General features: G+C 36.8%; 21 protein-coding genes, 5 tRNA genes and 1 pseudogene. 8 read left to right on the forward strand and 19 right to left on the reverse strand.

Annotated elements, in window-relative coordinates:
* Window positions 1-13: 13 nt before the first annotated feature.
* Window positions 14-838, reverse strand: a complete 825-nt coding sequence (locus CKV70_RS10905; protein WP_003722376.1) for a hypothetical protein — start codon at window positions 836-838, stop codon at window positions 14-16.
* A gap of 60 nt (window positions 839-898) precedes the next feature.
* Between CKV70_RS10905 and CKV70_RS10910 the strand changes: the two genes are divergently transcribed.
* Window positions 899-1,360 (forward strand): GNAT family N-acetyltransferase, encoded by a 462-nt coding sequence (locus tag CKV70_RS10910; RefSeq protein WP_014601021.1) that lies wholly within the window; start codon window positions 899-901, stop codon window positions 1,358-1,360.
* A 34-nt stretch (window positions 1,361-1,394) separates the two neighbouring features.
* On the opposite strand, the gene glmM is transcribed toward CKV70_RS10910, so the two are convergent.
* From glmM to CKV70_RS10960, 9 genes are all read right to left on the reverse strand, one after another.
* Window positions 1,395-2,747, reverse strand: coding sequence for a phosphoglucosamine mutase (gene glmM / locus CKV70_RS10915; protein WP_003722378.1), 1,353 nt, complete (start codon window positions 2,745-2,747; stop codon window positions 1,395-1,397).
* A 249-nt stretch (window positions 2,748-2,996) separates the two neighbouring features.
* Window positions 2,997-4,355, reverse strand: coding sequence for a CdaR family protein (locus tag CKV70_RS10925; RefSeq protein ID WP_077346003.1), 1,359 nt, complete (start codon window positions 4,353-4,355; stop codon window positions 2,997-2,999).
* Window positions 4,355-5,176: a diadenylate cyclase gene (gene dacA, locus CKV70_RS10930; RefSeq protein WP_003722380.1), complete on the reverse strand. Its 822-nt coding sequence runs from the start codon at window positions 5,174-5,176 to the stop codon at window positions 4,355-4,357. The genes CKV70_RS10925 and dacA overlap by 1 nt, the downstream gene beginning before the upstream one ends.
* A 174-nt stretch (window positions 5,177-5,350) precedes the next feature.
* The gene (locus tag CKV70_RS10935) at window positions 5,351-7,612 is read right to left on the reverse strand and encodes a glycoside hydrolase family 65 protein (RefSeq protein ID WP_014931002.1); all 2,262 of its coding nucleotides are present in this window, start codon (window positions 7,610-7,612) and stop codon (window positions 5,351-5,353) included.
* A 15-nt stretch (window positions 7,613-7,627) separates the two neighbouring features.
* Window positions 7,628-8,461, reverse strand: coding sequence for a DUF1189 domain-containing protein (locus CKV70_RS10940; protein WP_009926061.1), 834 nt, complete (start codon window positions 8,459-8,461; stop codon window positions 7,628-7,630).
* A gap of 27 nt (window positions 8,462-8,488) precedes the next feature.
* Window positions 8,489-9,340, reverse strand: a complete 852-nt coding sequence (locus tag CKV70_RS10945) for a sugar ABC transporter permease (RefSeq protein WP_003722383.1) — start codon at window positions 9,338-9,340, stop codon at window positions 8,489-8,491.
* Entirely contained in the window at window positions 9,341-10,648 is a 1,308-nt protein-coding gene (locus tag CKV70_RS10950) for a sugar ABC transporter permease (protein WP_003722384.1), read from the reverse strand.
* Window positions 10,649-10,735: 87 nt separating this feature from the next.
* On the reverse strand, window positions 10,736-11,995 hold the full coding sequence (locus CKV70_RS10955) for an extracellular solute-binding protein (RefSeq protein WP_003724548.1): 1,260 nt from the start codon (window positions 11,993-11,995) through the stop codon (window positions 10,736-10,738).
* Between the two features lie 213 nt (window positions 11,996-12,208).
* Window positions 12,209-13,984 (reverse strand): glycoside hydrolase family 13 protein, encoded by a 1,776-nt coding sequence (locus tag CKV70_RS10960; RefSeq protein WP_014601024.1) that lies wholly within the window; start codon window positions 13,982-13,984, stop codon window positions 12,209-12,211.
* Window positions 13,985-14,241: 257 nt separating this feature from the next.
* Between CKV70_RS10960 and CKV70_RS10965 the strand changes: the two genes are divergently transcribed.
* On the forward strand, window positions 14,242-14,877 hold the full coding sequence (locus tag CKV70_RS10965; RefSeq protein WP_009930497.1) for a CPBP family intramembrane glutamic endopeptidase: 636 nt from the start codon (window positions 14,242-14,244) through the stop codon (window positions 14,875-14,877).
* A 35-nt stretch (window positions 14,878-14,912) separates the two neighbouring features.
* Here CKV70_RS10965 and CKV70_RS10970 read toward each other — a convergent pair whose 3' ends face one another.
* From CKV70_RS10970 to CKV70_RS10980, 3 genes are all read right to left on the reverse strand, one after another.
* Window positions 14,913-15,878 carry a LacI family DNA-binding transcriptional regulator gene (locus CKV70_RS10970; protein WP_003722388.1) on the reverse strand — a complete coding sequence of 322 codons (966 nt, stop codon included), beginning with the start codon at window positions 15,876-15,878 and terminating at the stop codon, window positions 14,913-14,915.
* Between the two features lie 138 nt (window positions 15,879-16,016).
* Window positions 16,017-16,253, reverse strand: a complete 237-nt coding sequence (locus tag CKV70_RS10975; RefSeq protein WP_003731926.1) for a hypothetical protein — start codon at window positions 16,251-16,253, stop codon at window positions 16,017-16,019.
* 597 nt (window positions 16,254-16,850) lie between these two features.
* Window positions 16,851-18,674, reverse strand: coding sequence for an APC family permease (locus CKV70_RS10980; protein ID WP_003731925.1), 1,824 nt, complete (start codon window positions 18,672-18,674; stop codon window positions 16,851-16,853).
* A 333-nt stretch (window positions 18,675-19,007) separates the two neighbouring features.
* Here CKV70_RS10980 and CKV70_RS10985 point away from each other — a divergent pair.
* The 5 genes from CKV70_RS10985 (at window position 19,008) to CKV70_RS11005 (ending at window position 19,568) form a co-directional block, all read left to right on the forward strand.
* Window positions 19,008-19,079: transfer RNA gene (locus CKV70_RS10985), tRNA-Glu, on the forward strand.
* Window positions 19,080-19,236: 157 nt separating this feature from the next.
* Window positions 19,237-19,310: transfer RNA gene (locus CKV70_RS10990), tRNA-Thr, on the forward strand.
* Window positions 19,311-19,319: 9 nt separating this feature from the next.
* Window positions 19,320-19,403, forward strand: a tRNA-Tyr gene (locus CKV70_RS10995).
* An 11-nt stretch (window positions 19,404-19,414) separates the two neighbouring features.
* A tRNA-Gln gene (locus tag CKV70_RS11000) sits at window positions 19,415-19,486 on the forward strand.
* A gap of 9 nt (window positions 19,487-19,495) precedes the next feature.
* A tRNA-Lys gene (locus tag CKV70_RS11005) sits at window positions 19,496-19,568 on the forward strand.
* Window positions 19,569-19,686: 118 nt separating this feature from the next.
* On the opposite strand, the gene CKV70_RS11010 is transcribed toward CKV70_RS11005, so the two are convergent.
* Window positions 19,687-20,376, reverse strand: a complete 690-nt coding sequence (locus CKV70_RS11010) for a Crp/Fnr family transcriptional regulator (RefSeq protein ID WP_003722255.1) — start codon at window positions 20,374-20,376, stop codon at window positions 19,687-19,689.
* A gap of 478 nt (window positions 20,377-20,854) precedes the next feature.
* Here CKV70_RS11010 and CKV70_RS11015 point away from each other — a divergent pair.
* Window positions 20,855-21,585, forward strand: a pseudogene (locus CKV70_RS11015) (Crp/Fnr family transcriptional regulator).
* A 9-nt stretch (window positions 21,586-21,594) separates the two neighbouring features.
* Here the strand turns inward: CKV70_RS11015 and CKV70_RS11020 are convergent.
* From CKV70_RS11020 to CKV70_RS11040, 5 genes are read right to left on the reverse strand one after another with little or no spacing between them, the layout of a single operon-like run.
* Window positions 21,595-22,494: a ketose-bisphosphate aldolase gene (locus tag CKV70_RS11020; protein ID WP_003722257.1), complete on the reverse strand. Its 900-nt coding sequence runs from the start codon at window positions 22,492-22,494 to the stop codon at window positions 21,595-21,597.
* A gap of 16 nt (window positions 22,495-22,510) precedes the next feature.
* The gene (locus tag CKV70_RS11025; protein WP_014601026.1) at window positions 22,511-23,365 is read right to left on the reverse strand and encodes a class II fructose-bisphosphate aldolase; all 855 of its coding nucleotides are present in this window, start codon (window positions 23,363-23,365) and stop codon (window positions 22,511-22,513) included.
* A 17-nt stretch (window positions 23,366-23,382) separates the two neighbouring features.
* Entirely contained in the window at window positions 23,383-24,477 is a 1,095-nt protein-coding gene (locus CKV70_RS11030) for a PTS fructose transporter subunit IIC (RefSeq protein ID WP_003727867.1), read from the reverse strand.
* Window positions 24,478-24,493: 16 nt separating this feature from the next.
* Complete coding sequence (locus tag CKV70_RS11035) at window positions 24,494-24,805, reverse strand: PTS fructose transporter subunit IIB (protein WP_003722260.1); 312 nt, start codon at window positions 24,803-24,805, stop codon at window positions 24,494-24,496.
* Window positions 24,806-24,817: 12 nt separating this feature from the next.
* Window positions 24,818-25,291 carry a PTS sugar transporter subunit IIA gene (locus tag CKV70_RS11040; RefSeq protein WP_014601027.1) on the reverse strand — a complete coding sequence of 158 codons (474 nt, stop codon included), beginning with the start codon at window positions 25,289-25,291 and terminating at the stop codon, window positions 24,818-24,820.
* Window positions 25,292-25,300 lie beyond the last annotated feature (9 nt).

The following is a 25,300-nucleotide window of genomic DNA, read 5'->3' on the forward strand; positions in this document are numbered from 1 at the left end:
GGGCTTCTTTTTATTATTTTTTCGCAATATACCCAAAGATACTAGATAGAAAAGCAGAAGCTCCCATGAGGAACTGCATACCAAACACTTCTCGTTCATTACTACCAAATGTAATAGATAAATTTTCTTTAGCAAAATCAATCCAATTTGTCACGGATAAATAATTTGTCAGTAAAATAAAAGCTGCACCCATTAAAATACCAACTAATAGATACGAAACTTTACGCCAAGAAAAGATTACCACTAGAAGAAATATGACAGCCATAAAGCATGCAAAATATCCATCTAATGCTGTTGTAAATAAATAACCTTCTTTAATATTGTCCGAATGTAATTGTCTAAAAATAGTTACTGCAGCAAAAACCGATGTCACTGCACCAAGAAGCGAGAAAACACCTGCAGCATAACGCCATTTCGTTTTCCACGCTTGATCTGCTTGTATTTCTTTTGCTTGAAATATTGGTCCAATAAGTAATGCAATTAATACTAAAAGTCCCAAAATACATAATAAAGTTCCTGACCATTCAAACGGCTGTGTGTACTCTAATTTTGAAAGAACTCGGAGCTGATAATAATATACCGAAAATCCTTGGAATAAAACGAAACACATAACGCCAATAATACTTGCAAGGCGAAAACTTTCTTTTCTCATAAAGGCAAAACCAATAATAAAAAGTCCTACACCAAAAAATAATAACATCCAATAATTCCATACAAAGACAAAACTATTTTCTTCTGCATTAAAATAACCAATAACCGCACTAATAAAACTATATAATTGCGTAATACCAAGAGCGATTAGCAAACTACCGCATATTCCTCTCCATTTACTAGGCATTTCGCCCACTTCCTTCCTATTTATGTCTTGCCATGTTACCCTAAGAGTGAGGTGATAAAAATGAACTGGACCATCTGGGATAAAAGTCAAAAAGTCCCGTACACTCTGCTTTTAGAGGCCGATCCTAGTGAAAAACAAATTGCAAAATACTTGGATAAATCCCATGTTTTTCAATTAATGCACGATGATATTGTTATCGGCATCATTTGTCTATTCCCACTAAATAATGACCAACTCGAAATAATGAATATTGCTGTTTCTTCAGATTACAGAAATCAAGGAATTGGTAAAAAACTACTCGAAAAAGCTTTTGATTATGCAATTCATAAACACTTTTTAAAAATCATCGTTAAAACTGGAAATTCTAGTATTGACCAACTTGCCTTTTATCAAAAAAATGGTTTTCGGATGCAGCATATTATTCCAAATTATTTTACTGAAAATTATCCTAATCAAACAATTACCGAAAACGGCATTGCTTGCTTAGATCAAATCATTCTATTAAAAGAAATAAAATCCTGATGAAGTTTATCATCAGGATTTTTTGTTTGTTGTTTTAATCGTTAAGTGCCATTTCTGAACGAACAACCGCTGAAATACGTTCACAATATTCGTCTGTTTCTTCTTTCGTAGCAGCTTCTACCATCACTCTCACTAATGGTTCTGTACCAGATGGGCGAACAAGAACTCGACCATTACCAGCCATTTCAGCTTCTACTTCATCGATTACTTTACTTACTTTCGGATTATCCGTTACATGGTTTTTATCACTTACACGAATATTTTCTAATTTTTGCGGGAATGTTTTCATTTCAGCCGCAAGCTCAGATAATTTTTTCCCAGTTGCTTTCATCACATTGATTAATTGGATTCCTGAAAGAAGTCCATCACCAGTTGTATTATGATCTAAGAAAATAATGTGGCCAGATTGTTCTCCGCCAAGATTATAATTACCTTCACGCATAGCTTCAACTACATAACGGTCACCAACAGCAGTTTGTACATCTTCAATTTCAAGCTCTTTCAAGCCTTTGTAGAAACCTAGATTACTCATGACAGTGGATACAATCGTGTTGTTATTTAATAAGCCTTGTTCACGTAAATATTTCGCGCAAATAAACATAATTTTATCTCCATCGACAATTTGACCAATTTCGTCAATCGCAATAACACGGTCGCCGTCGCCATCAAAAGCTAAGCCAACATCTGCTTTTTTATCTAAAACAAAGGCCGCTAGTGCTTCTGGATGTGTAGATCCAACGCCATCATTGATGTTTAAACCGTTTGGAGAAGCTCCCATCGAACTAATATCCGCATCTAAATCTGCAAATAAATGCGTTGCAAGACCTGAAGTTGCACCATTCGCACAATCAAGTGCAATGTGATAGCCATTAAAATCATTTTCGATTGTTTGTTTTAAGTATTGAATATATTTTTGTTTACCTTCAAAATAATCGCTAACCGTCCCAAGCCCTTCACCACTTGGTCGAGGTAGCGTATCTTCTGCTGTATCAAGAAGTTGTTCAATTTCTTCTTCCTGATCATCTGACAATTTAAAGCCGTCAGAACCAAAGAATTTAATACCGTTATCATCTACTGGATTATGGCTGGCGGAGATCATTACGCTGGCAGAAGCGCCTTGTGCTTTTGTTAAATAAGCTACACCTGGTGTGGAGATAACTCCTAGACGCATTACTTCAATCCCTACAGAAACAAGTCCTGCAATTAAAGCGGATTCAAGCATTTCTCCAGATATACGTGTATCCCGAGCTACAAGTACACGTGGATGTTCCCCTACGTGACGGGTTAAAACATACCCACCCATTCTACCTAATCTGAATGCAAGTTCTGGTGTTAATTCAGAGTTTGCAACACCTCTAACTCCATCCGTACCGAAATATTTACCCATTTCATTACTCTCCTTCTAAGTCATTCATTATCTAAATGATTTTTGTTTGTCATTTCATCATTACTTTGTCAAATACTGGTTCTATCTTTACTAATCTCAACCATACATTTGTTATTATACCTTTTTTAAGAGAAAATTTCATCCCTCTGCAATAAAACGTTGGTATTACTTGATTTTTCACTATTCTATGTATAAAAAGTTCTTTGCCAAAAAGGAGGAGTATGAGACTAGCGCCCCACACTCCTTATTTTATGTGCTTTTGGAAGGTACTTCAATTGATGCCTCTTTATCCGTAATAATGAAATCAGCTTGTCTAGGGTTAATAACATAGGCAACATTGTCCGGTAAGCCATTCAATTCTAGTGGAATACTGTAACTTCCTGCTTTGCTTTTACTCAGATTGGCAATCACACTCAAGTCTTTCGCCGCAATTCCGTCTACTGTTTTCTTCTCTCCAGTTATCGTCACAGATACTTTTCCATTTGCAGGAGTTATCATTTGTGCATCAAAAGTATTTTTCAACCCACTCATGTACACTTGCATATTAGAAAATGACTTGGATATTTTTGTATTGTTATCTCCTGAATCATCAGTGTTGTTATCCGTTGTATCTGTGTCTTGGTTATTACTATCTGAGGTTGTTGGATTGTTATTTGCTTCAGACTTTTTTACGGTCTTAATCTTCACCTCTATCGTCGTTGGTTGGACTGATTTGGCTCCAGTTGGAACTGGGACAGTCACTTCTTTGACGGTATCTGCTTTGATTTTAGAAACATCAATTGGAATTTCAATTTCTTTAATTTTTTCAAGGACCGCATCATCACCGACAACTACCACTTCTGACTTATCGGGAGTCATGCTAGAAATTTCAATATCACTTTCCGGCGTGCCTTCTTGCTTAATTTTCACTGGAACTGACTTTCCGACTTTTTCAACTGGCACGGTCACTTCCACTTCTTGCGGATTTACTTCTACATCTAGCTTGTTCAAATTGCTATCAAAAACAGAGACGGTGGCCTTATCGGTAAATTCGGATTTATGTTTGCCATCACTTTCGAGTGTTGCTTTTACATAAGCAATTTGTTCGATAGTATCTTTTGCACCAGTAATAGAGACTTTTTTAGGATCAATGATTGGTGTTCCAGCTTGATAACCATCTGCAACGACTGATTTGCTCAATTCTACATCAACAGAGAATTTTTTCGTTACTTTTTCTTGTACATTTACGTTGACTGTTGCTGGATTCACTTTTACTTTTAGGCGGTCAGATACATCTTTCACTTGTAGTTTTACTTCTTGCGTGCCAATGGAGGCATTTTTCAAATCTGCGTATACGGTAAAGTCTTGTTGAGCTTTAGCAGATTGAACGAGGCTTCGAGGCCCTGAAAGCGTTACAGTAACGGTTTCTGGAATACCCGAAATATATAAATTCGTTTTATCATAATATACTTTGACTGGGACATTCTCGATGACTTCTGAATCACTAGAAGACGTCGTAGAAAAAGTCGTGGCGTTATTATTATTTGCATTAACTGATGTAAAAAGGATGGCTGCGAGTAGTAAGGCTATAATTCGAATCGACCATTTATTATTTAAAATTCGATCCATCATTCGCTTTTGCCTCCTTTCCATTTAGAAAAGATAGAAGGTTTCTTTGCAGTTACTGTGACTAGTTCTTTAAGAAGAATTTTATGTAACTCTTCTTCTGACACATCACGGAAAAGTTCTCCACCTTTAGTTAGGGAAATTCCGCCAGTCTCTTCAGAAACTACAATCGTAATACTATCTGTCACTTCACTAATCCCAAGTGCAGCCCGGTGACGCGTTCCAAGTTCTTTGGATAAGAACGGGCTATCTGAAAGTGGCAAGTAACTTGCTGCCGATGCAATTTCGTTTCCTTTAATAATAACTGCTCCATCATGAAGCGGTGTATTCGGAATAAAAATATTAATTAATAATTGAGAAGAAATTTTTGCATTTAACGGAATACCTGTTTCAATATAATCGTCCATGCCTGTATCGCGTGCCACTGAAATCAGTGCCCCAATTCGACGTTTTGCCATATATTGGGTGGATTTTTCGATAGACTCGATTAAATGATGCTGTTCACGCTCAATTCTTGATCCATAACGAGTAAAAATATTACCTCGTCCAAGCGTTTCTAAAGCACGGCGTAATTCCGGTTGGAAGATAATTATAATTGCAAGGAATCCCCAAGTAAGCATCTGATCCGTAATCCATTCTACTGTTTGGAGACCAAAAAATCCGCTTAATAGTTTGACTGCAATGATAATAAAAATGCCTTTTAGTAATTGTACTGCTTTTGTACCTCGGATTAACATGATCACTTTATAAATTACAAACCATACGACAAGAATATCTACAATATTTGCTAGATAATGCAATATCGACATATTGGAAAAATCCATCACTTCACCTCCGTGCCTCTTGAAAACCATTTATAATCACATGGTTCACTTTCTTTATTATAGCATAAGAGTGCAGGTGGAAAAAGCAATCGTCACGCCAAAAATTGGAAAGATTTGTTAAAGAAAAAACTTGTTGGAAACATGTGTTATCGTTTCCAACAAGTACTATTGTCCTTATATTTCTACTATTACCGCTGTTTCTAGCAAATAATTTTTCTTATACATTTCTAAATTAATAGCTTCTCCATGGCATAATTTTACAGTTACTTGTCCAACTTCCACTTTCACTTCTAACAAACGATCACGGAAGTTAATTTTGAATCGGTAATTATCCCAACCATTTGGTAAGAATGGTGCAAAGCTTAACTTACCAGATGTTACTCGCATACCAGCAAAGCCTTGAACGATGGATAACCAGCTTCCTGCCATAGAGGTAATGTGCAGTCCGTCTTCTGTATCGTTGTTAATATTGTCAAGATCTAGTCTTGCAGTTCGCTTGTAAAGTTCTACTGCTTTATCATATTTACCAAGTTCTGAAGCTAACACCGCGTGAACAGCTGGTGATAAGCTAGATTCGTGTACTGTTAGTGGCTCATAAAATTCAAAGTTGCGTTGTTTCGTATCAAAGTCAAAGTCATCATAGAATAAATATAAACCTTGAAGTACATCGGCTTGTTTAATGAAGCAAGAACGTAAAATTTTATCCCAAGACCAATTTTGGTTAATTGGCATATCTTCTGGTTTTAATGTATCCGTGGAACGCAACTCTTTATCTAAAAAAGTATCGTGTTGCACAAAAATCTGCCATTTTTCATCAAAAGGATAATACATGCGATGCTCGATATCTTCCCATTTTGCGATTTCGTACTCGGTCACGCCTAAACGTTTTTTCGCTTCTGCATCTAAATTCTCTAGCGTATAACGAATCGTCCAGGCTGCGATATAGTTTGTATACCAGTTATTGCTGACGTTATTATCGTATTCGTTTGGTCCTGTTACACCGTGAATCATGTATTTATCTAAACGGTCAGATAAATGCACACGGTCGGCCCAAAAACGAGTGATTTCGGTTAATACTTCGATTCCATCTGTTTGTAAATACGAATCATCGCCAGTGTAGTTTGTATAATTATAAATCGCATAAGCAATTGCGCCATTACGGTGAATTTCTTCAAATGTAATTTCCCATTCATTATGACACTCGACTCCGGTAAAAGTTACCATCGGATACAGTGCGCCATCTAGGCCGATTTTCTGCGCGTTAATTTTCGCTCCATCCAATTGATCATGGCGATATTTGAGTAAATTATGGCTTACAGATTTGTCCGTCAGCGATAAATACATTGGTAGTGCAAATGCTTCTGTATCCCAGTATGTCGCACCGCCATATTTTTCACCAGTAAATCCTTTGGGGCCAATATTTAGTCTGGCATCTTCGCCGTAATAAGTCGCAAATAATTGGAAAATGTTAAAGCGGATTCCTTGTTGAGCGGAATCATCTCCAGAAACTTCCACATCTGCTTTGTCCCAGCGTTCACGCCAGCCCGCAACATGCGCTGTTAATAGTTCTTCGTATGTTTTTATTTCTAAGCTTTGTAAGATTTTTTCTCCAGCCGGAAGAATGTCCTCTTCCTCAAAATCACGAGATGTTGTAATGACTACACGTTTTTCGATTTTAGCTACTTCATTTTCTTGCAAATCGAATTGAAAATGATTTTCGGCGTAAAGTGCCTTTGTTTGGTTTGTTTCGTTTGCAGCATTGGTCTTATTTTCCATCACCGCAGAAACAGTAAAACGTGGCGTTCCGAAGTTATTTGGAATAGTTTTTGTGACAAGTGAACCGCGACTCGCCGATGAAGCTTTTTCGACTTCTTGCCAGAACATTTCTTCATAGTTGGCATCTTCATTTTGCACGTTACCGTCTAAAAAGGACGTTAATTCTACTTTTGCGGGGCTTAATGCTTCCACTTGGTAGTGAATAACCGCAAGTTCTTTCGTTGCAACACTAAGGAATCGTTCCGCTGAAATTCGAAACATCTTATTATTTTTAACTACTGTGAACTGTCGTTTTAAAACACCTTTTTCCATATCTAAAACAAGTTCAAAATCGCTTACTTCATCTACAAATAAATCGAGTTTTTCACCATCAAGACGTACTTCAATTCCGATAAAATTAAGGCCGTTAATGACTTTACCGAAATAATCTGGGTAGCCATTTTTCCACCAGCCAACTCTTGTTTTATCTGGAAACCACACGCCTGCATAATAAGTTCCAATATGGCCGTCGCCGGAGTATCCTTCTTCAAAATTCCCGCGCATCCCCATGTATCCATTACCGAGTGAAGTTAGGCTTTCTTGCAAACGTTTATTTTCTTTATCTAGTTTGGTTGTCCGTAATGTCCATGGTTCGATTTCAAATAATTGCTTCTGTGCCATACTAAAACCTCCTAATTAGCGACTAGCAGCCATACTTTTTTCACTAGTCTTATAAAATCTTGTTTTCAAAAATGTCCATGCTATCATTAACACCATTCCGAGCGACTGAACAGCCATAATAATCGTAATATCAAAGTAGATAAAGCCGATAATACAAGCCGCAATCACTGGAATTCCCAGTGCATTTAGCGTTAAATTTACTGATTCTTTAAAAGAAGCAATGCTTGAAAAACTGCTCCGTTTTGTCATCCAAATGAAAAGTGTCGTAAATACGGTTAACATGAGTGAGCTAACGAAAATAATAGAACCAATCATCAGCACCATCGATAGGAAAACAAATGCTTGGTTTTCCAAATACCACTGCGCCGACACCCAATCAACGAGCGACTCGCCAGACGTTATTTCGCTTAAGGTAGCATCTTTTGGATAGCTTACTTCAAAATTGTAACCACTCGCATCTGTAAGCGTCATTTCTTGGTCTTTGAAATTAATTACATTCTTCGCTCCACTAAGTTCTGCTTTCGTTAAATTCACACCAGCAACACCATTCACTGTTTTTTCAACGATGTGCGCATTTTTATCGGTTAACGCCCCGTTTTCGAGCGTCAGCCCACTAATTTTTGACGCCAATTGATCCGTTCCCAGCGTCGCCATTTTTGGCATTAAACTTGGTAAATCAAAGCTTGACTGATTGGCAAAGTGCGCGGAAACAGGAAGCAATAGGAGCGCATTTAAGAAAATAAACACGATGACCATTTGCCAGAATTTCAGTACTTTCCGACCTTCGAAAATCGCTGTTGGTCCAAGCGTGCTTTTTACATATTGAATGATAAACGGAATTTTTTTCATTGGTATCACAGCCTTTTTAAAAATCAATTATCCTTTTGTTCCACCGGCAGTTAAGCCAGAAACAAAATTCTTTTGTAAGAAGAAGAACAGTAAACAAATTGGTAGCGCGGCTAAAATGGCACCCGCTGCGAATAAGGCTACTTTTTGTTGTTGTGGGTTGGCGATAAACGTTTGAAGTCCTACCGCAATCGTTAAGTTTTCTGGGGTTCTAAGTAGGAATTTCGCAAGTAGGAAGTCCCCAAACGGTCCCATAAACGCCCATAAAGCTTGAACCGCAATCATCGGTCTAACAAGTGGCAAGATGATTTGAGCGAAAATCCGGAAATGTCCTGCGCCATCAAGTTTGGCGGATTCATCCAGATCACGCGGCACAGTATCAAAATACCCTTTCATCAGCCATGTGTTCATTGGAATCCCACCACCGATGTAAATCAATGTTAAGAACCAATATTGATCAAGCGCACCTAGTAGCATTGCTAACACGTAGAAAGCTGTTAGGGCTGCCATTGTTGGCACCATTTGAATAATAAGGAAGAAAATTAAGCTATTTTTACGACCTTTAAAACGGTAACGGCTATATGTATAACCGGCAAGTGTCACAATCGTTACTTGCATAATCATCGTTACAACCGCGATAATCAGTGTATTTTTGTACCAATCAAGATATAACGTTTCATTAAATAATCTTGTAAAGTTATTCAGCGTCCAGCTATCCGACCACTCAAGCGTAAACGCCGCGATATTCCCTGGTTTGAAGGCAGAAGATGCAGTTATTAGAATCGGATACAAAATAATAATCGTTAGTACGGTTAAAAACAAATACGTGAAAAACTGTGTTAAAAACTTTGTTGTCCGCTGATCTTTCATAAAGTCTCTCATTTACATCATCTCCTCGTTCCCAAAGGCATTTGTCTTCTTAAAGGCAATCATCGAAACTGTAATAACGATAATGGAGATAAGAAGCGTCACAGCAGCGGCTACAGCGTATTGTGGCGAAGTACCTGTTGTTAATTTATAAATCCATGAAATTAAGATATCGGTTGATCCTGCGCCTGCCCCGACACTTCCGGGACCACCTTCATTGAATAAGTATATTATCGAAAAGTTATTGAAGTTAAATGTATATTGCGTAATAAATACCGGTGCGGTTACAAATAAAATCATCGGTAATGTAATTTTGCGGAAACGTTGAATCGCACTTGCTCCATCAATTCTAGCTGCTTCGTATAGTTCACCAGGAATCGCTTGAAGCACCCCAGTAACCATAACGTAAATATACGGAAAACCAAGCCAACCTTGAATACTAATCAGCGCTACTTTTGTCCAGAAAGGATCTGTTTTCCAAGCAATCGCATTGATATCAATGAACGGAAGATGGTTTAATAGCGGGATAACTTGTGAATTAATCGCCCCGATACTATCGTTAAACATATTGGAAAAACTCATAATCGTAATAAAAGCTGGTACCGCCCAAGGAAGTAAGAAAACTACTCCAAAAAGACGTTTCCCTTTAATAAAGCTTTGGTTGGCAACAATCGCTGTAAATACCCCAACGACAATTTGTAAAGAAGTCGCACAGATCGTCCAAATCAGTGTCCACGAGAATACGCTGAGGAACGTGTCCCGATACGAACTTAGGAAGAAAATATTAAAGAAGTTCTTAAACCCAACCCAGTCAATTAAGTTCGCTGGCGGAATATGGTAAAAATCATAGTTCGTAAATGCCATGAAAAGCGTTACAAGAACTGGGAAAATAATCACAAAAGTCATCACTAGGTAAGCGGGTAGTGTAAGTAAATACGGGAAACCTTTGTCGAGCATATTTTTTATAATAGCAAGAGCGGAACGGTTAACAGTTTCACCTAGGTTCCACTGCATAGCCACGCGTCTTGCATCGAAAATATTTATAAACCAAAAGCCTATAAATAGTAATGTCACAATTAATTGTAAAGTACCTTCAATCATTAAAAATAAGGAATGGTCTACACCTGGCACAGATCCAAGTGTTACAAGGCCAATCAGTGCATTCAGCCCAACTGCAAAAAATTCTATGATAAACAAAGCAAATAGTGCGAAAAAAACAATCCCTTTAAAATTTTGCTTATTATAAAATTGACCAAGCCCTGGAATGATTGATAACAAAGTCGCTTGACGAACATTTTTAATTTGTTTTTGTTCTAGTTTCATTTTGTTACCCTCAATTCTAGATATAGATTCACTAGCTAAGTTGAAAAAAATGGCGGAGCGCGCTATCTTTGCCCCGCCAAATCATTATTATTTAGTATATTTTTGCGTTACGTTATCTTCAATTACTTTTACTGCATCGTCAGCTGATTGTTGCGGAGTTTTCGAACCAGAAGCTGCATCAAACATTAAGTTTTCAGCACCTGTCCAAACTTCCGACATTTCTGGAATATTAGGCATTGGTTGCGCATTTTTGTATTGTTCGATAACAGCATTAGTTAACTCATCATTTTTCGATTTCGCTGTATCACGAGCTTTTAAGTTAGCCGGTACTTCATTTGTCATATCATATAAAGTTTCTTGGTTTTTTTGGTTAGTTACATAATCCAACCATTTTTGAGCTACATCTTTATTTTTAGAATAGTTACTTACAACCCAACCTTTACCGCCTGCAAAAGGAGAATACTCTTTGCCATTGTTAAGTGTCGGGATTTTTGCTACGCCGTAATTAATTTTTGCTTCTTTGTAATTTGCTGCTGACCATGGACCGCCTAGAATAGCTGCTGCTTTACCTTTAACAAATTGATCTTGGATAAAGTCATCTGCACTCTTATTGTCTTGCATACCTTTTGGCCATACATCTTGGAACCATTTTGTTGCATAAGTAATTCCTTCAACCGAACCTTTATTGTTTAAACCGATGTCTTTTGGATTTGTACCTTCATCGCCGAATACATAACCACCGTATCCTGCAAGTAGTCCGTAAGAGAAGTAGAAATCAGTCCATTTTGCTAAGAAACCAGTATTTTTTCCTTTTTCAGAAGTGAAGGCAAAACGAGAATCTTTGGAAAGTGTTTCTAAATCTTTAAATGTTGCTGGAGCTTTGTCGAGTAAATCTTTATTATAGTAAAGTACTAGAGTTTCAATAATAGCTGGAGCACCATAAATTTTATCGTCAATTGTTACTTGTTTTTGGTCTTTTTCATCGTAATCATCTTTATTTCCTAGTTTTACTTCTGCCAAATGCCCTTGCTGACCTAGGCTTCCGATTCTATCAAATGCGGACATCATTACGTCTGGAGCAGTTCCAGCAGGCCCGTCAAGCGGAAGAGCTTCTAATGTTTCAAACATATCTTTTTCGACAACTTTTACTTTTACGTCATTATCTTTTTCAAAATCACCTTTTATTTTGTTAACGTAGTCTTTGTAGCCTGCGTCAACGGAAACAGTTAATGTTTTTTCATCAGATGAGCCCGATTTGCTAGTATCTTTTCCGCCACCACATGCTGCCAAGCTTAAAGCCATTACTAAAACCGCCGAAACTATTCCCACTTTTTTGAAACGCTTCATTTACTTTTCCTCCTCTTTATGAAAAAAGTCGCTCTTTACTGTCTGATTTATAAGTCCCTTTCTTTTTTCAATTCTTTTTTAAAGTTTGTGAATTAGGTTAACCTATGCATTTATTATATGCTGATTTCGAAAGCGTTTACAAGGAGATTTCACATGTTACCGATAACAACATTTTTCCGGTAAACATGTGAAAAATTCCTTTGCGCTATTGATTTAGCTGTTTTCTTTAATAACAAGAAATCCTTTTGCCGGGATAGTTAGATTATTAGATACAGCTTGGTTATTCCAAATATCTATCGCGGTATTAGCAAATGAAATTGTGAAATCCTGATCTTTTTTCGTTTGATTGAAAAGGAAATGTAGTTTTTCACCATTTAATTCTTTAGAAAATGCAGTAATGCCCGTTTCGCTGCTTGCCTCTAACCAAGTTAACTCACCGGATGTGATAATAGCTTGATTATCTTTTCTTAGAGCGATTAGTTGTTTTGTAAATGCTAGCATATCTTGATTTTGTTTTGCTTCGTCCCATTCCATACACTTACGGCAACCTGGGTCATTTCCGCCGTCCATGCCGATTTCTGTTCCATAATAAATACACGGCGAACCAGTGTGCGCGAACATGAAGGCAAGCGCTTGTTTCACTTTATCCTCATCGTTATTAGCACGTGTTAAAATACGCGCTGTATCATGGCTATCAAGCATGTTAAACATCACTTCATTCACTTGATTTGGGTAGCGCATATATTGTTCATTAATGCCAGAAACCATTTGCTCTGGGGTAATTTTTTCTTCAATAAAGTTCTCAATAATCGTTTGTGTAAATGGATAATTCATTACGGCGTGGAATTCATCTCCAAGTAGCCAAATCCATGAATCATGCCAAATTTCACCAAGAATATAAATGTCTTCTTTTTCCGCTTGAGCCGCCTTCTTAAACTCTTTCCAAAAAGCGTGATCCACTTCATTAGCAACGTCTAAACGCCAACCGTCAATATCAAACTCACGAATCCAGTAAGTCGCAATATCCAGTAAATACTTCTGAACTTCTGGGTTAGCCGTATTTAATTTTGGCATATGCGTTGTGAAAGCAAATGTATCATAAGAAAGTGTTGGTTCTCCTTCGATATTGCCATTTTCATTTTGACGAACTGGGAAACTATGAATATGGAACCAGTCGCGATACGCTGATTTATCTTCTTTTTCAACAACATCTTGCCACTCTGGAGAAGTATCCCCAATATGATTGAACACCGCATCTAGCATAATGCGAATACCACGTTTATGCGCTTCTTTAACTAATTTTCTAAAAGTTTCCTTGTCTCCAAAGTGCGGATCAATTTTTTTATAATCAATTGTGTCGTATTTGTGGTTGGTCGGTGCTTCAAAAACAGGCGTTAAATAAACCCCATTGATACCAAGCTCTGCTAAATAATCTAAGTGCTCGATAATCCCTTCAATATCTCCACCAAAAAAGTCTGTTGTATTCGGATCTTTACTCCCCCACGGCAAGGTATTTTCCGGAGAAATAGCTGGATTACCATTCGCAAAACGTTCTGGGAAAATTTGGTACCAAATGGTATTTCTAACCCATTCAGGTGCCTCAAATGTATCTACTGCATGGATAAACGGAAATTTAAAGTAATAATCCATCGTAGCTAAATTCGCCTCGGTCGGCTCAAAAAAACCACGTCCGCCATAAAATGTTGTTTCTCCTTCAGTATCGGTTAATAAAAATCCATATTGAAGGCGTCTATGTTCTGGTGTAATTGCAAAAAACCAATAATCATGCTCTTCTGTTTCTGCGATTTTGCGCATTGTATACGATTCACTTTGCCATTTTCCATCTTTCCATAAGTAAGGGTCGGCAGCAATTAGAGTAACCTTGCTAATATCCAAGCGTTTAGTTCTAATCCGAATATGTAGTGTTTTAGCGTCATAACTATATGCATAGCTACTCGCCGGTTGATGGTAAATCCCTGCTTTTTCCATTTTCTCTCCTCCTATATCACCTATCGTTCTATTTCAAATTAGCATTTCCATTAAAGCGTTTGCAACCTTTTCTCGCTCGTTAACGGTAACAAGATTTTTTAACTATTTAACATTCTTTCAACATATTATAGAAGAAAGCCTATTCTCTCTTCTCCTTTAAAGTGACAAATTAGTAACTTTACTGATTTAAAGTAAAGAGCTATAATAACTCATGGACTAATGAAATCTTTCGAAAAAAGGTCTAAAAGGAGGATAAAATGGAAAATACTTTAAGCTTTAAAAAACAAGGGTATTGGTTATTTTCCAGCGCAATCATTATTGGTGTTCTTTTTCTTCTTTTGCCACACATCATTTCCAATATTGGAGTGTTAGAATTTATAGGTGCTTTTTTTAATGCCCTATGTATGGGGGTTATTGCTTTTATCATACTAAAGGCAGAATTCCTTGATTGGTTTAAACATTTTAGTTTCAAATGGATAATTATTGGTGCTCCTGCATTAATTATTATCAGCTCTATTTTCAACATTGCGTGGGCTTACTTCGCAGGCAGTACTACTGAAAACGGCATCAACAGTGTTCTTACATGGACCTACGTTTTTACCAGTATTCCATTTATGTTACTTGGCGAAGAATTGCTATCAATTAGCTTACTATACGCCGCTTGGAAAAAATGGAACTGGAAATTCTGGCAAGCTTCCTTGCTCTGCTCTTTACTATTTGCGACGTGGCATCTGACTTCCTATGATTTTAATTTCTTACAATGTATCATTACATTAGCACCAGCTAGACTCATTTTGAACTACTTATTTAAGAAAACAAACTCGGTTTGGGTTACTTTCATCGTTCACTTCATTTTTGATTTCATTGCATTTTTGCCAATTTTACTCAAATAAAAAAACGCTAGGAATAAAGATTCCTAGCGTTTTTATTACTCTTCTTTTCCAGTTGTAGAGGCTCTTATCAGTAATTCAGGAGTAAATAATAGGTTTCCTTGAGGTTTTCCGTGATCATTAATTTTCGCAAGTAACATCTTCGCGAGTTCTTCCCCCATCTCGACGACCGGAGAACGAACAGTTGTAATTTTTGGCGATGAAATCCTATCTAAGAAAACCCCATCAAACCCTGTTACAGCAATGTTTTCGCCAAATCGACGACCAAAAGCAGCGGCGGCACGAACAACCCCTATGGCAATTCGATCTGATGCGCAAACAATCGCAATTTTTTCCGAGTTATAACGTAGTAATTCAAATGCTTTTTCTTCCGCGATACTGGAACTATTCGCAATAAAATAGCTCTCCGGTTCCAAACCATGTTCTTTCACTACTTCTTCATAACCTTCTAGGCGCGATTTCATAAACTGTTCATCTAATAAATTAATTCCCAAAAAGACGATTCGCGAAAAACCGATCTCTACCATATGCTCTGTTGCGAGCGCAGTTCCTTTTTTATTATCTACATCAATAGAATCATAGCCACGTTTATTTTCACCATAAAAAATAACTGGTTTATCAATATCTAAAAGTCCTAAATCATAATCTTTGTCGCGTATCCCCGTAACAATAAGCCCGTCATAAGCTCCGATATTTCTGGACCTTTGTGTAACGAGTTGTAAAGAATAATAATACTTATCTAACTCACGACTAATCCCGGTCAGTAAGTTCATGTAATATGGTTCAACTGTATCAATTTCTTCTAAAATCAAAAACTTTATGACTTGTGTCCTATTTTGAACAAGCGCCCTAGCAGCATAATTTGGTACATACTCTAAGGCTTCCATTGCACTATAAACAAGCATTTTCAGTTCATCTGAGACTTGATCTGGATGATTAATAACCCGTGAAACTGTCATTTTGGAGACATTTGCCCGTTTCGCAACATCTGCTAAAGTCGCCATCTCCAACCTCCTCCATTCATAATCTTCCTTATTGTACCATCTTTTACGCAAAAAAAAATAAGAATTAATCCACAAAAAAAGCATTCTCTCTAAAAGCCCGAAAATGCTTTGTTTATTATAATTATGTAATGAGTCATTTTATAGTGTTTGCCACTTTTTTTGAGAGACTCTGCGTTCCTTCGTTTGTTGATAAGTTTTGATAACCAATCTAATTAACTGATGAGCACCGCCAATAGTAATTCCAATAGCGATAGCAACAAGCGTAGTTGTCAGAAAACTAATAAATGGAAAACTAGATGCATTCATTGCAGCAATTCCTAATATAAAAATAATAATAGTAGGTAGTACATAATACCTAATGTCCTGCTCCTGCATTCCAAGCGCCCCTTTACCAAAATAATAACTCCCATCAACTACTGAAATTATAACGCGAAAACTGGCTTTTTTCAAGGCTTGGATGGATTTCCATGCTCCTCTTTAAAAACGTTAAATGGCTCTATATAGCGCTTTCTATAGACACGCAAAATCCACTCATTATGAATTCATCAAAAAGAAAAATTTGTTACCACTTTGTAACATTACTTAAGTCCATTTACTTATATAATGTAATACTTATATTTATTCAATTTTATAGATAAGTATTAATTCTTATTTCCATTTTTTCAAGTTTTATTGCCTATCTTTTTATAGCATATACAAAAAAAGTGTGCTCTTTTTTCTATCCATACATTATTTTTAAAATTGTGTAAAAAACTTGATTCGAGCAGTTTTTTTAATTTTCTAGGAAAACTTGGCATTTAAAATGCCTTTTTCATCTAAAGGAAATTTAGTTTTTCGATGAATATTCTTCTTTGAAATCTAAATTTCCACTTTTTACAAATAAATAAACAACCGTTATGATTACATCGTTCCATTATAAAAACGGAAGAGCTCCCCCTCTTCCCCCGAAGGTCTCTTCCGTTTTTTCTCTTGTTATTCTTTTAAATGATAAGGATATGTGGAAACTACTACATCCCTTTTCATTAGAAGTCTTGTGCGAATCAATAGACTTGTTTGATTATGAAGGACATTTTGCCAACCTTTTCTAGGGATGAATTGCGGTATTAAAACCGTGAGCGAATAATTGTCTTGATCTGCTTTTTGTTTAGCTGTATCAATAAATTTCATTAATGGATCTGAGATAGATCGATACGGAGAAAACAGATTAGCCATACGCACTTCAGGATGCACCCTATTCCATCTCTCTACAAATTCTTTTTCCTGTTTTTTATCAATAGAAATATGAACAGCAATGACTGTATCACCAATAGACTTAGCATATTGTAATGCGCCCTCTACAACTTTGGTGGTATCAGACACACAAATAATGACGGCATTCCCTTTAAAGTCCGGCAAGTCCATTGTTTCGTCAATTCTAAGTTGTGGTCCAACTTTCCGGTAATGATGTCTTGTACGATGGAAAACATAAATCATAATTGGCATAAAGACAAATACTGGCCAAACAGATTCAATTCGAGTTAAGAATAATACTAATAATACTGTAAATGAAATTGATGCTCCAAGTAAGTTAGCCGATAATGATTTTTTCCAACCTTTAGGGCGCTGTTTCCACCATTTTACTATCATCCCCGTTTGAGACAACGTAAACGGTATGAACACTCCGACAGAGTATAATGGAATCAGTAGTTCCGTTTTCCCTTTAAACAAAATAATTAGTAGGATAGAACCCACCGCTAAAGTAATAATTCCATTAGAGTAGCCAAGTCTATCTCCTCTTGCTAAATACATTCTTGGCATGAATTTATCTTTTGCCAAGTTAAATGCTAACATCGGGAATGCAGAAAATCCGGTATTAGCTGCTAAAACCAAAATAAGTGCCGTAGTGGCTTGAATAAAATAAAACATGAAGTTTCTGCCAAATACATTTTCAGCAATTTGAGAAAGCACCGTTACCTTTAGCTCCGGAACAGTTCCATAAACAAAAGCAAGTACTGTTATTCCTACAAAGAAGAAACCAAGCAAGCCTGCCATTAATGTTAATGTTTTTGCGGCATTTTTTGGTCGTGGCTCTTTAAATAAAGGAACAGCATTTGAGATAGCTTCGATACCAGTTAAAGAAGCTGACCCAGATGCAAATGCTCTTAGTAAAAGAAAAATGGTTACACCCTGTACGTGAGTCCCTACTGCAGCTGTTTCATGACTTGCATCCATACCAGTTAATACTTTAAATAAACCTGTAAATATAAGAGCTATAATAGAAAAAACAAATAAATATACTGGTATTGCAAGTAAACTAGCTGATTCAGTAATTCCTCTCAGATTGATAATCGTTACTCCAATGACAAGAACTACAGCTATAGGCACTGCAAACGGATATAATGATGGAACAGCAGAAACGATCGCATCTGTCCCAGAGGATACACTTACAGCAACTGTAAGCATATAATCTACTAGTAAAGATCCACCTGCGATTAAACCGGCATTATTCCCCAAATTCTCTCTTGAAACAATATAAGCTCCCCCACCATGCGGATATGAGTATATAATTTGTTTGTAAGATAGATTAAGAGCAAACAAAAGAACAAGTACACAAAGCGCAATTGGTAATGAATACCACATAGCGGCAGCACTAACAGTTACAAGCACCAATAAGATCTGTTCTGTACCATACGCAATAGAAGAAAGTGCATCTGATGACAGAACTGCTAAAGCTTTTAATTTCCCCAGTTTTTGGTCTCCAGCTTCTGATGTTTTCAGAGGGCGGCCGATTAATAGTCTTTTTAGCGGCGAAGCCATTGTATTCCCTACCTTTTTTATTTGATTTTTAACTAACTTCAAGTTGACCAGACACATTATAGCACAGCTGATTTTAGATTGTAATACTAATTTGTATTATTTTAGCTGAGTAATTACTTTTCAAGTGAATAATTGTTCATAATGCTTGTTTTCATGTCTTTAAAAAGTGGAAGTTTATTTCACACGCCTTTCAATATACATACCCATTAATAAGATAAATAACCCGTTTTCCAAACTTATATTTTCAGAAAAAAAAGAATTTAATTTGGGTATTTACAAATGACATCTTTTTTTTATATAATAGTTTCTAGCGGTAAAAAACTTTTATCATACGGCCCGTTGGTCAAGCGGTTAAGACACCGCCCTTTCACGGCGGTAACACGGGTTCGAATCCCGTACGGGTCACTTTTTAATCAAAAATAATAACTTCAAAAATATTTTTCACTTTTTTTGAAAAAAAGCTGGTAAAATTGATTAAAATGTTATATCATGTATTAGTATCTGTTTTGAAGAATTAATTATGCAAGAGATTTCGATTTGCCAGCAGTGAGAGCGATTCTTCGCCGACTTAGCTCAATCTGGTAGAGCAACTGAATCGTAATCAGTAGGTTGCGGGTTCAATTCCTGCAGTCGGCATTTTATAGCGGAGGGGTAGCGAAGTGGCTAAACGCGGCGGACTGTAAATCCGCTCCTTCGGGTTCGGTGGTTCGAATCCACTCCCCTCCACCATTTTCTATTATTGGGCTATAGCCAAGCGGTAAGGCAACGGATTTTGATTCCGTCATGCGCTGGTTCGAATCCAGCTAGCCCAGTCATATTTAGAGCCGTTAGCTCAGTTGGTAGAGCATCTGACTTTTAATCAGAGGGTCGCTGGTTCGAACCCAGCACGGCTCATCCTTTATGAAACAAGCGAAGAAAATACTTTGCTTGTTTTTTTATGGTGTGAATTATTTTTTCCCTATAAAAAAAGATAAACTATAAATTAAATAGTTTATCTTTTACTCAAGTATAATTAAATCGTAGTTACTTCCGGTTCTATTTTTCCATATTTATCCAACAAAACAAAAGACTTAGAATTTTCTGCTAAAAAACCTGCTTCAACCAATTTTCTACAAAGATGAGTGACTGAACGTACCGATAGGTTAGAATAATTAGCAATAATTTTCTTTGTGAAACATTTTGGAATGCGTAGCACACCTTCCTTTTCATTTCCAAAATATCTTCCCAGCTGCTCTAGAGACTCTTTTAAACGATTTTCTCCATTACCACGCATTAAATTACATTTTTCAATTAAAACATTTTCGTGATTTCGATTATTAAGATATAAATAGAGCCACCCCTCTTGCATCCCAATAATCGAGCAAATTATATCTTCTTTATCAAATTCGTATGCTGTAATTGTTTCGATAACTCTAGCAGTGTATAGGTTTGCTTCTGCCATAAAATAATCATTCAATCCAGCAATTTGGTTTGATCCTAAAAAACTTATAACATTTTTATTCTTCTCTAATGAAACTATCCCTTTTTCAATAAAATAAACCTTTGTATTTATTGTATCTTCTGTTAGTAAAATCATGTTGCTTGGTATTCTTGTTTTTTTATAAGGGATTCTGTTATCAATTAAAGTTTGCAAGAAGCATGTATAACCAAATTCTTCTTCCAAAATTTTTTTACTATACAAATCTTCAAATACGGATTGCATTTATTGTCATCTCATTTCTATTTTGTGTTGTTAGCAAATAGTTTTATAATGCAATGAGTGGCTTCTTACAAGTGATGATACTACCAAACACTTTTAAAAGGAACCCAACAAAAAAACAAAACTTCCTGCTTTAACCAACTATTTTTGACTTTTTTGTCACAATTGAATTTTATTCACTTTATAAATTATTGTATAAGTTTCTTTTGATACTTCTATTATAAGACGAAGCACATTTCATCTACTTTTCTACCAAAAAATTTCATATAATATTTTAGTAAAAACAGTACCTTCCTAACTACCTTTTTAGAAGAATAACCTCTATTTTTTAGTGATTATCGCGATATTTTGTATTATTTGTGAAAGTTATTAATTCGTGCTTTTATTCTTCCTCGCTTATGTTTACGCAGAAATGTTCTGCTAGAAGAATAAGTTTTATGCGCTTATATTGCGGGAAACTAATGGCATAGGGGGGATTGGTATGTATTTAAAAGAAACGTTAGATCAATTTGCTTCGATAGATAATATGCTTAAACTGCTCAAGAAAAATCCGAGTTTTAATAAGCACTGTATTCAAGAGCGGCTCCCACAAAAAACAATCATCACATCCAATAAACAACGAAAACATATCTATATAATAGAAGAAGGTTTTATGAAACTAATATTTGATGACAACAAACCGCGTGATTTTTCTTATATTTTGTCTAAAGGAGCGTTTCCCTTTTTGCCAGTTTATATAGAGGATATACCTGAACACACAATGATGGTTGCTCTTACAGATATTGTATGGTGGAAAATCGATATTGGTTTCTTTAAGAGCATGATGGAGATTGAAGATCCGCGAAATTATCTCATGCTCCATCAATTAGCGGAAACTAGAAGAAGATTTTACACTATCGCTTATCAAGAAAAGTTGACTTCACGTGAAAGTATTTATTACTCTTTAAGTACACTAATTGAATTTGGCTTACGTATCTCTGAAAAAGTAGTAGAACTTCCAGAATTTTTAACCTATCAAATACTTGCGGATCATGCTAATACTTCTAAAAGCTACACGTCTAAAGTTCTAGGCCATTTACGTGAAGATGGCATTTTGGAATCACAAAAAAAGCCTTGGCGCATTAACGATGTCCAGAAGCTTCAAAAATTAATAGAGATGAATGTACCACTTGTAAAGATACAAAAAAACTAAGAGCCGACTTGCACTCTTAGTTTTTTTATTTAGATTAGTTCACTTCGCCAAGCTGTAGTTTTTGCTTGTTGGTATTTTTCTACTTGACCAATAGACTCAAAAAGTCCCATCTTATACTTCACCACTTCTTTCGCCGCATCAATACAGTCTGGGTAGATTGCGTTTGCATCCCAAAGTTCTGTTGTACTTAGAATTTCACGACATTTCTTATAAAAGGCGTATTTGTAATCGCTGGAAATATTTACTTTTTGAATTCCAATTTCGACAGCCGCAGCAATTTCTGCATCTGGATTTGCAGAACCACCGTGAAGTACAAGCGGAATATTCACTAAAGCTTTTATTTCTTTTAAGATATCTAGCCGTAATTTTGGCTCTTTATCTTTAGGATAAATCCCGTGTGCTGTCCCAATCGCAACAGCTAGCGTATCTACCCCCGTACGGCTGATATATTCTTCTGCTTCTTCGGGTTTTGTATAGATAATCTCACTGACGCCGCCTTCAATACTGTTACCAGTTTTCCCGATAGTCCCGAGCTCTCCTTCAACTGAAACCCCCAGTTTATGACAGACATCTACAACCTCCTTTGTAACTCGAATATTTTCTTCAAAAGGAAGTAAAGAGCCATCAATCATCACTGAACTAAAACCACAACGCACCGCTCGCATCACATCTCCCATATTGTCACCATGATCTAAATGAAGGACAAATGGAACAGGACTATTTTTAATTCTTGCAAGGACATATTGGAAAAAATCATCTTTCGTAAAATCTAATTCTGTTGGATGCACAGCAATAATTGCTGGAGCATTGTTTTTTTCAGCTTCTTCTACTACCACCCGTAAAAAGTTACTGTCTGCTACATTAAATGCTCCCACCGCGAATTTGTTTTCTTTAGCTACTTCTAATAATTGTTTCATATTTACTAACATATTTTCATTTCTCCTTTTAAAGTGATTTTCCGGTTGAACCGGATAGTTGAATATAATATTTAACAGCTTTTGTGCCGGCTTTTATCGTTTCATGAATTAAGTCCACATAGTTAACAGCCGGACTTTCTTTTAAGTTAGTTTTTATTTGATTTACTTGTGCTTTCATGAAGTCGGAGCCAACATTGATTTTATTGATTCCTAGTCGAACGGATTCTCGAATGTTTTCCGCCCCGCAACCAGAACCTCCGTGCAAAACGAGCGGCATGTTTGTCGCGGATTTGATTTCTCTGACAATATCAAACTGAAAAGCTGGTTTAAAACCTTCTGGATAATCACCATGGGAAGAACCATAAGAAATTGCTAAAGCGTCAATCCCTGTTCGTTTAGCAAAATCGATGGCCACTTTGGGATCAGTATACATTTCTTGATTAGTGTAATTATCTCCTGTCACCGCGCCAATATTACCAACTTCCGCCTCGACACTCGCATGATAAACCTCCGCAAACTCGACCATTTTTTTCGTAATTGCAACGTTTTCTTCATAAGGAAAACTAGACGCATCCATCATCACACTAGAAAAACCATCCGCTAAGCACTGCTTCACTATCGCTACATCATGCCCGTGATCCAAATTAATCGCTACCTCGACACTCGCTTCTTCTGCCATTTTTATAATGGGTTTTGTCAAAAAACGACTCCCTAGATGACTTGTCAAATGGTCTTGAAGTAAATCAATGATAATTGGCGCACGAAGTTCTTGAGCAGCATCAATGACCGCACGAGCCGTTTCCAGATTAAAACAATTAATTGCCATTACTGCATAATGCTCCTTGTTCGCACGTTCTAACATACCTTTCATGGAAACATACATTTCAAAATCTCCTCACCTTATGAAATTTTAATTCCAGACAGATCAACTTCATCTTCCTCTTCTAATCCTTGGTCAGCAATGAGCTCTTCTTCTTTAGTAGGTTCTCGTTTCAAGATGAGTAACATGGCTGCTGTGACACAAGTACCAATTAATAATGCTAAACAGAATAAGAGTGGTTCATTCATTGCTGGGACGATAAACATTCCGCCTGATGGAACTGGTGAGCCAATTCCCCAAGTCATACTAAGACCTCCGCCGACTGCCGCACCAAGTGTACAAGAAATAATAACGCGAATGGGGTCAACCGCCGCAATGGGAATAACACCTTCTGTAATCATACAAATCCCCATAGGGAAAGCAATTTTGATATTGTCTTCTTCTGACTTCGTGTATTTTTTCTTTTTAATTAATTTGGAAACTACCCATGAAAGGGTCACCCCAAATGGCGGAACCATCGAAGCAAGAATTTTTACTGCTTCTGGTTCTTTGACGCCTTCAAGAAGAAGCCCATCTGCGAATAAGGAAGCCACTTTATTTACAGGTCCACCAAAGTCAAATGCCGCCATAGCTCCAAGTACAGCTCCGAAAACAAAGCGCATACTGCCTTGCATACCTTGTAAGAAGCTTGTCATCGCCTCCGTGGCCCAAACGATTGGAACCCCTACAACAAAGTACATCAGAAGCCCGACGACTAAACTACTAATTAGCGGAATAATCATCATCGGCATTAAACCTTGCGCCCATTTAGGCACTTTTAAATATTTCACAAGAATAAGTACAAAATAACCGACTAAGTATCCACCGAGCATTCCGCCTAAGAACCCAGCGCCAATCGAATTGGCGATAAGCCCCATGAGTAATCCCGGCGCAATTCCTGGCCTGTCTGCTATCGAATAGGCAATCGCCCCTGCAATAACTGGTGCAAGCAGTCCCATACCAAGCACACCGAGAGAGACAAGAGCATCAGGAATGGAGTACGGTGCTTTGTAGTTTTCAATAACTTGTCCATTTGTTAAATTTCCAATGGCAATAAGTAACCCCGAGGCAACAACTAACGGTAACATATACGAAATCGCTGTAAGTGCATGTTTTTTGATTTGCAGTTTTTTCATCATACCGGTTCACTCCCTAGTTATTTATTTCTTTGTCTATTTTATTAATAATTTGTTTTGGTGCTTTAATCGCTAGATCCGTTGGAATTTCGACAACTCGTTTTCCTTTAAAACGATCCTTCCCACTAATTTTAATATCGGCAGCAATAATAACTACATCGGCATTTTTCACTTGTTCTGCTGAAAGTTCGTCTTCGATACCAATTGTTCCTTGTGTTTCAATATGAACGTTGTGACCAAGTGCTAACCCTGCTTTTGTTAGTTTTTCTTTAGCAATATACGTATGTGCGATTCCCGACGTACAAGCTGCTATTCCGATAATATTCATCCCAAACTCCTCCTAATCCTGATTTTTGGCTAACAACTTAATAAAATCTTCTTTTGTCTGTACAGTTTGAAATTGACCAATCACCTCATCGTCTGCCAGTAAGATTGCTACTTTTTGAAGTAATTTAATATGAGTTGTTGTAGCATCTGAATTTTTCACTGCGAAAAGAATAATAATATTTACAGGTTTATCATCAAGCGACTCCCACTCAACGGGGTTTTTAGTTCTTCCAACGGCAATGGATGTATTCGTAACACTTGTCGACTTCCCGTGTGGAATAGCGACTCCTTCCCCTAGTCCCGTTTTACCTTCTTCTTCGCGATATAATACATCTGCTATAAAAGCATCTTTGTCTGCTACTGCCCCAGTTTCAACAAGTAAATCTGTTAACTCTTCAATGACTTCTAATTTACTTGTAGCTTGTAAGTCTAAATTTACAAGTGCTGGGCTTATTACTTTGCTAATATCTAATTCTTGGATATCCATGGATTCGCC

Origin of the sequence: Listeria monocytogenes, from assembly GCF_900187225.1 — a bacterium.
GTDB lineage: Bacteria > Bacillota > Bacilli > Lactobacillales > Listeriaceae > Listeria > Listeria monocytogenes.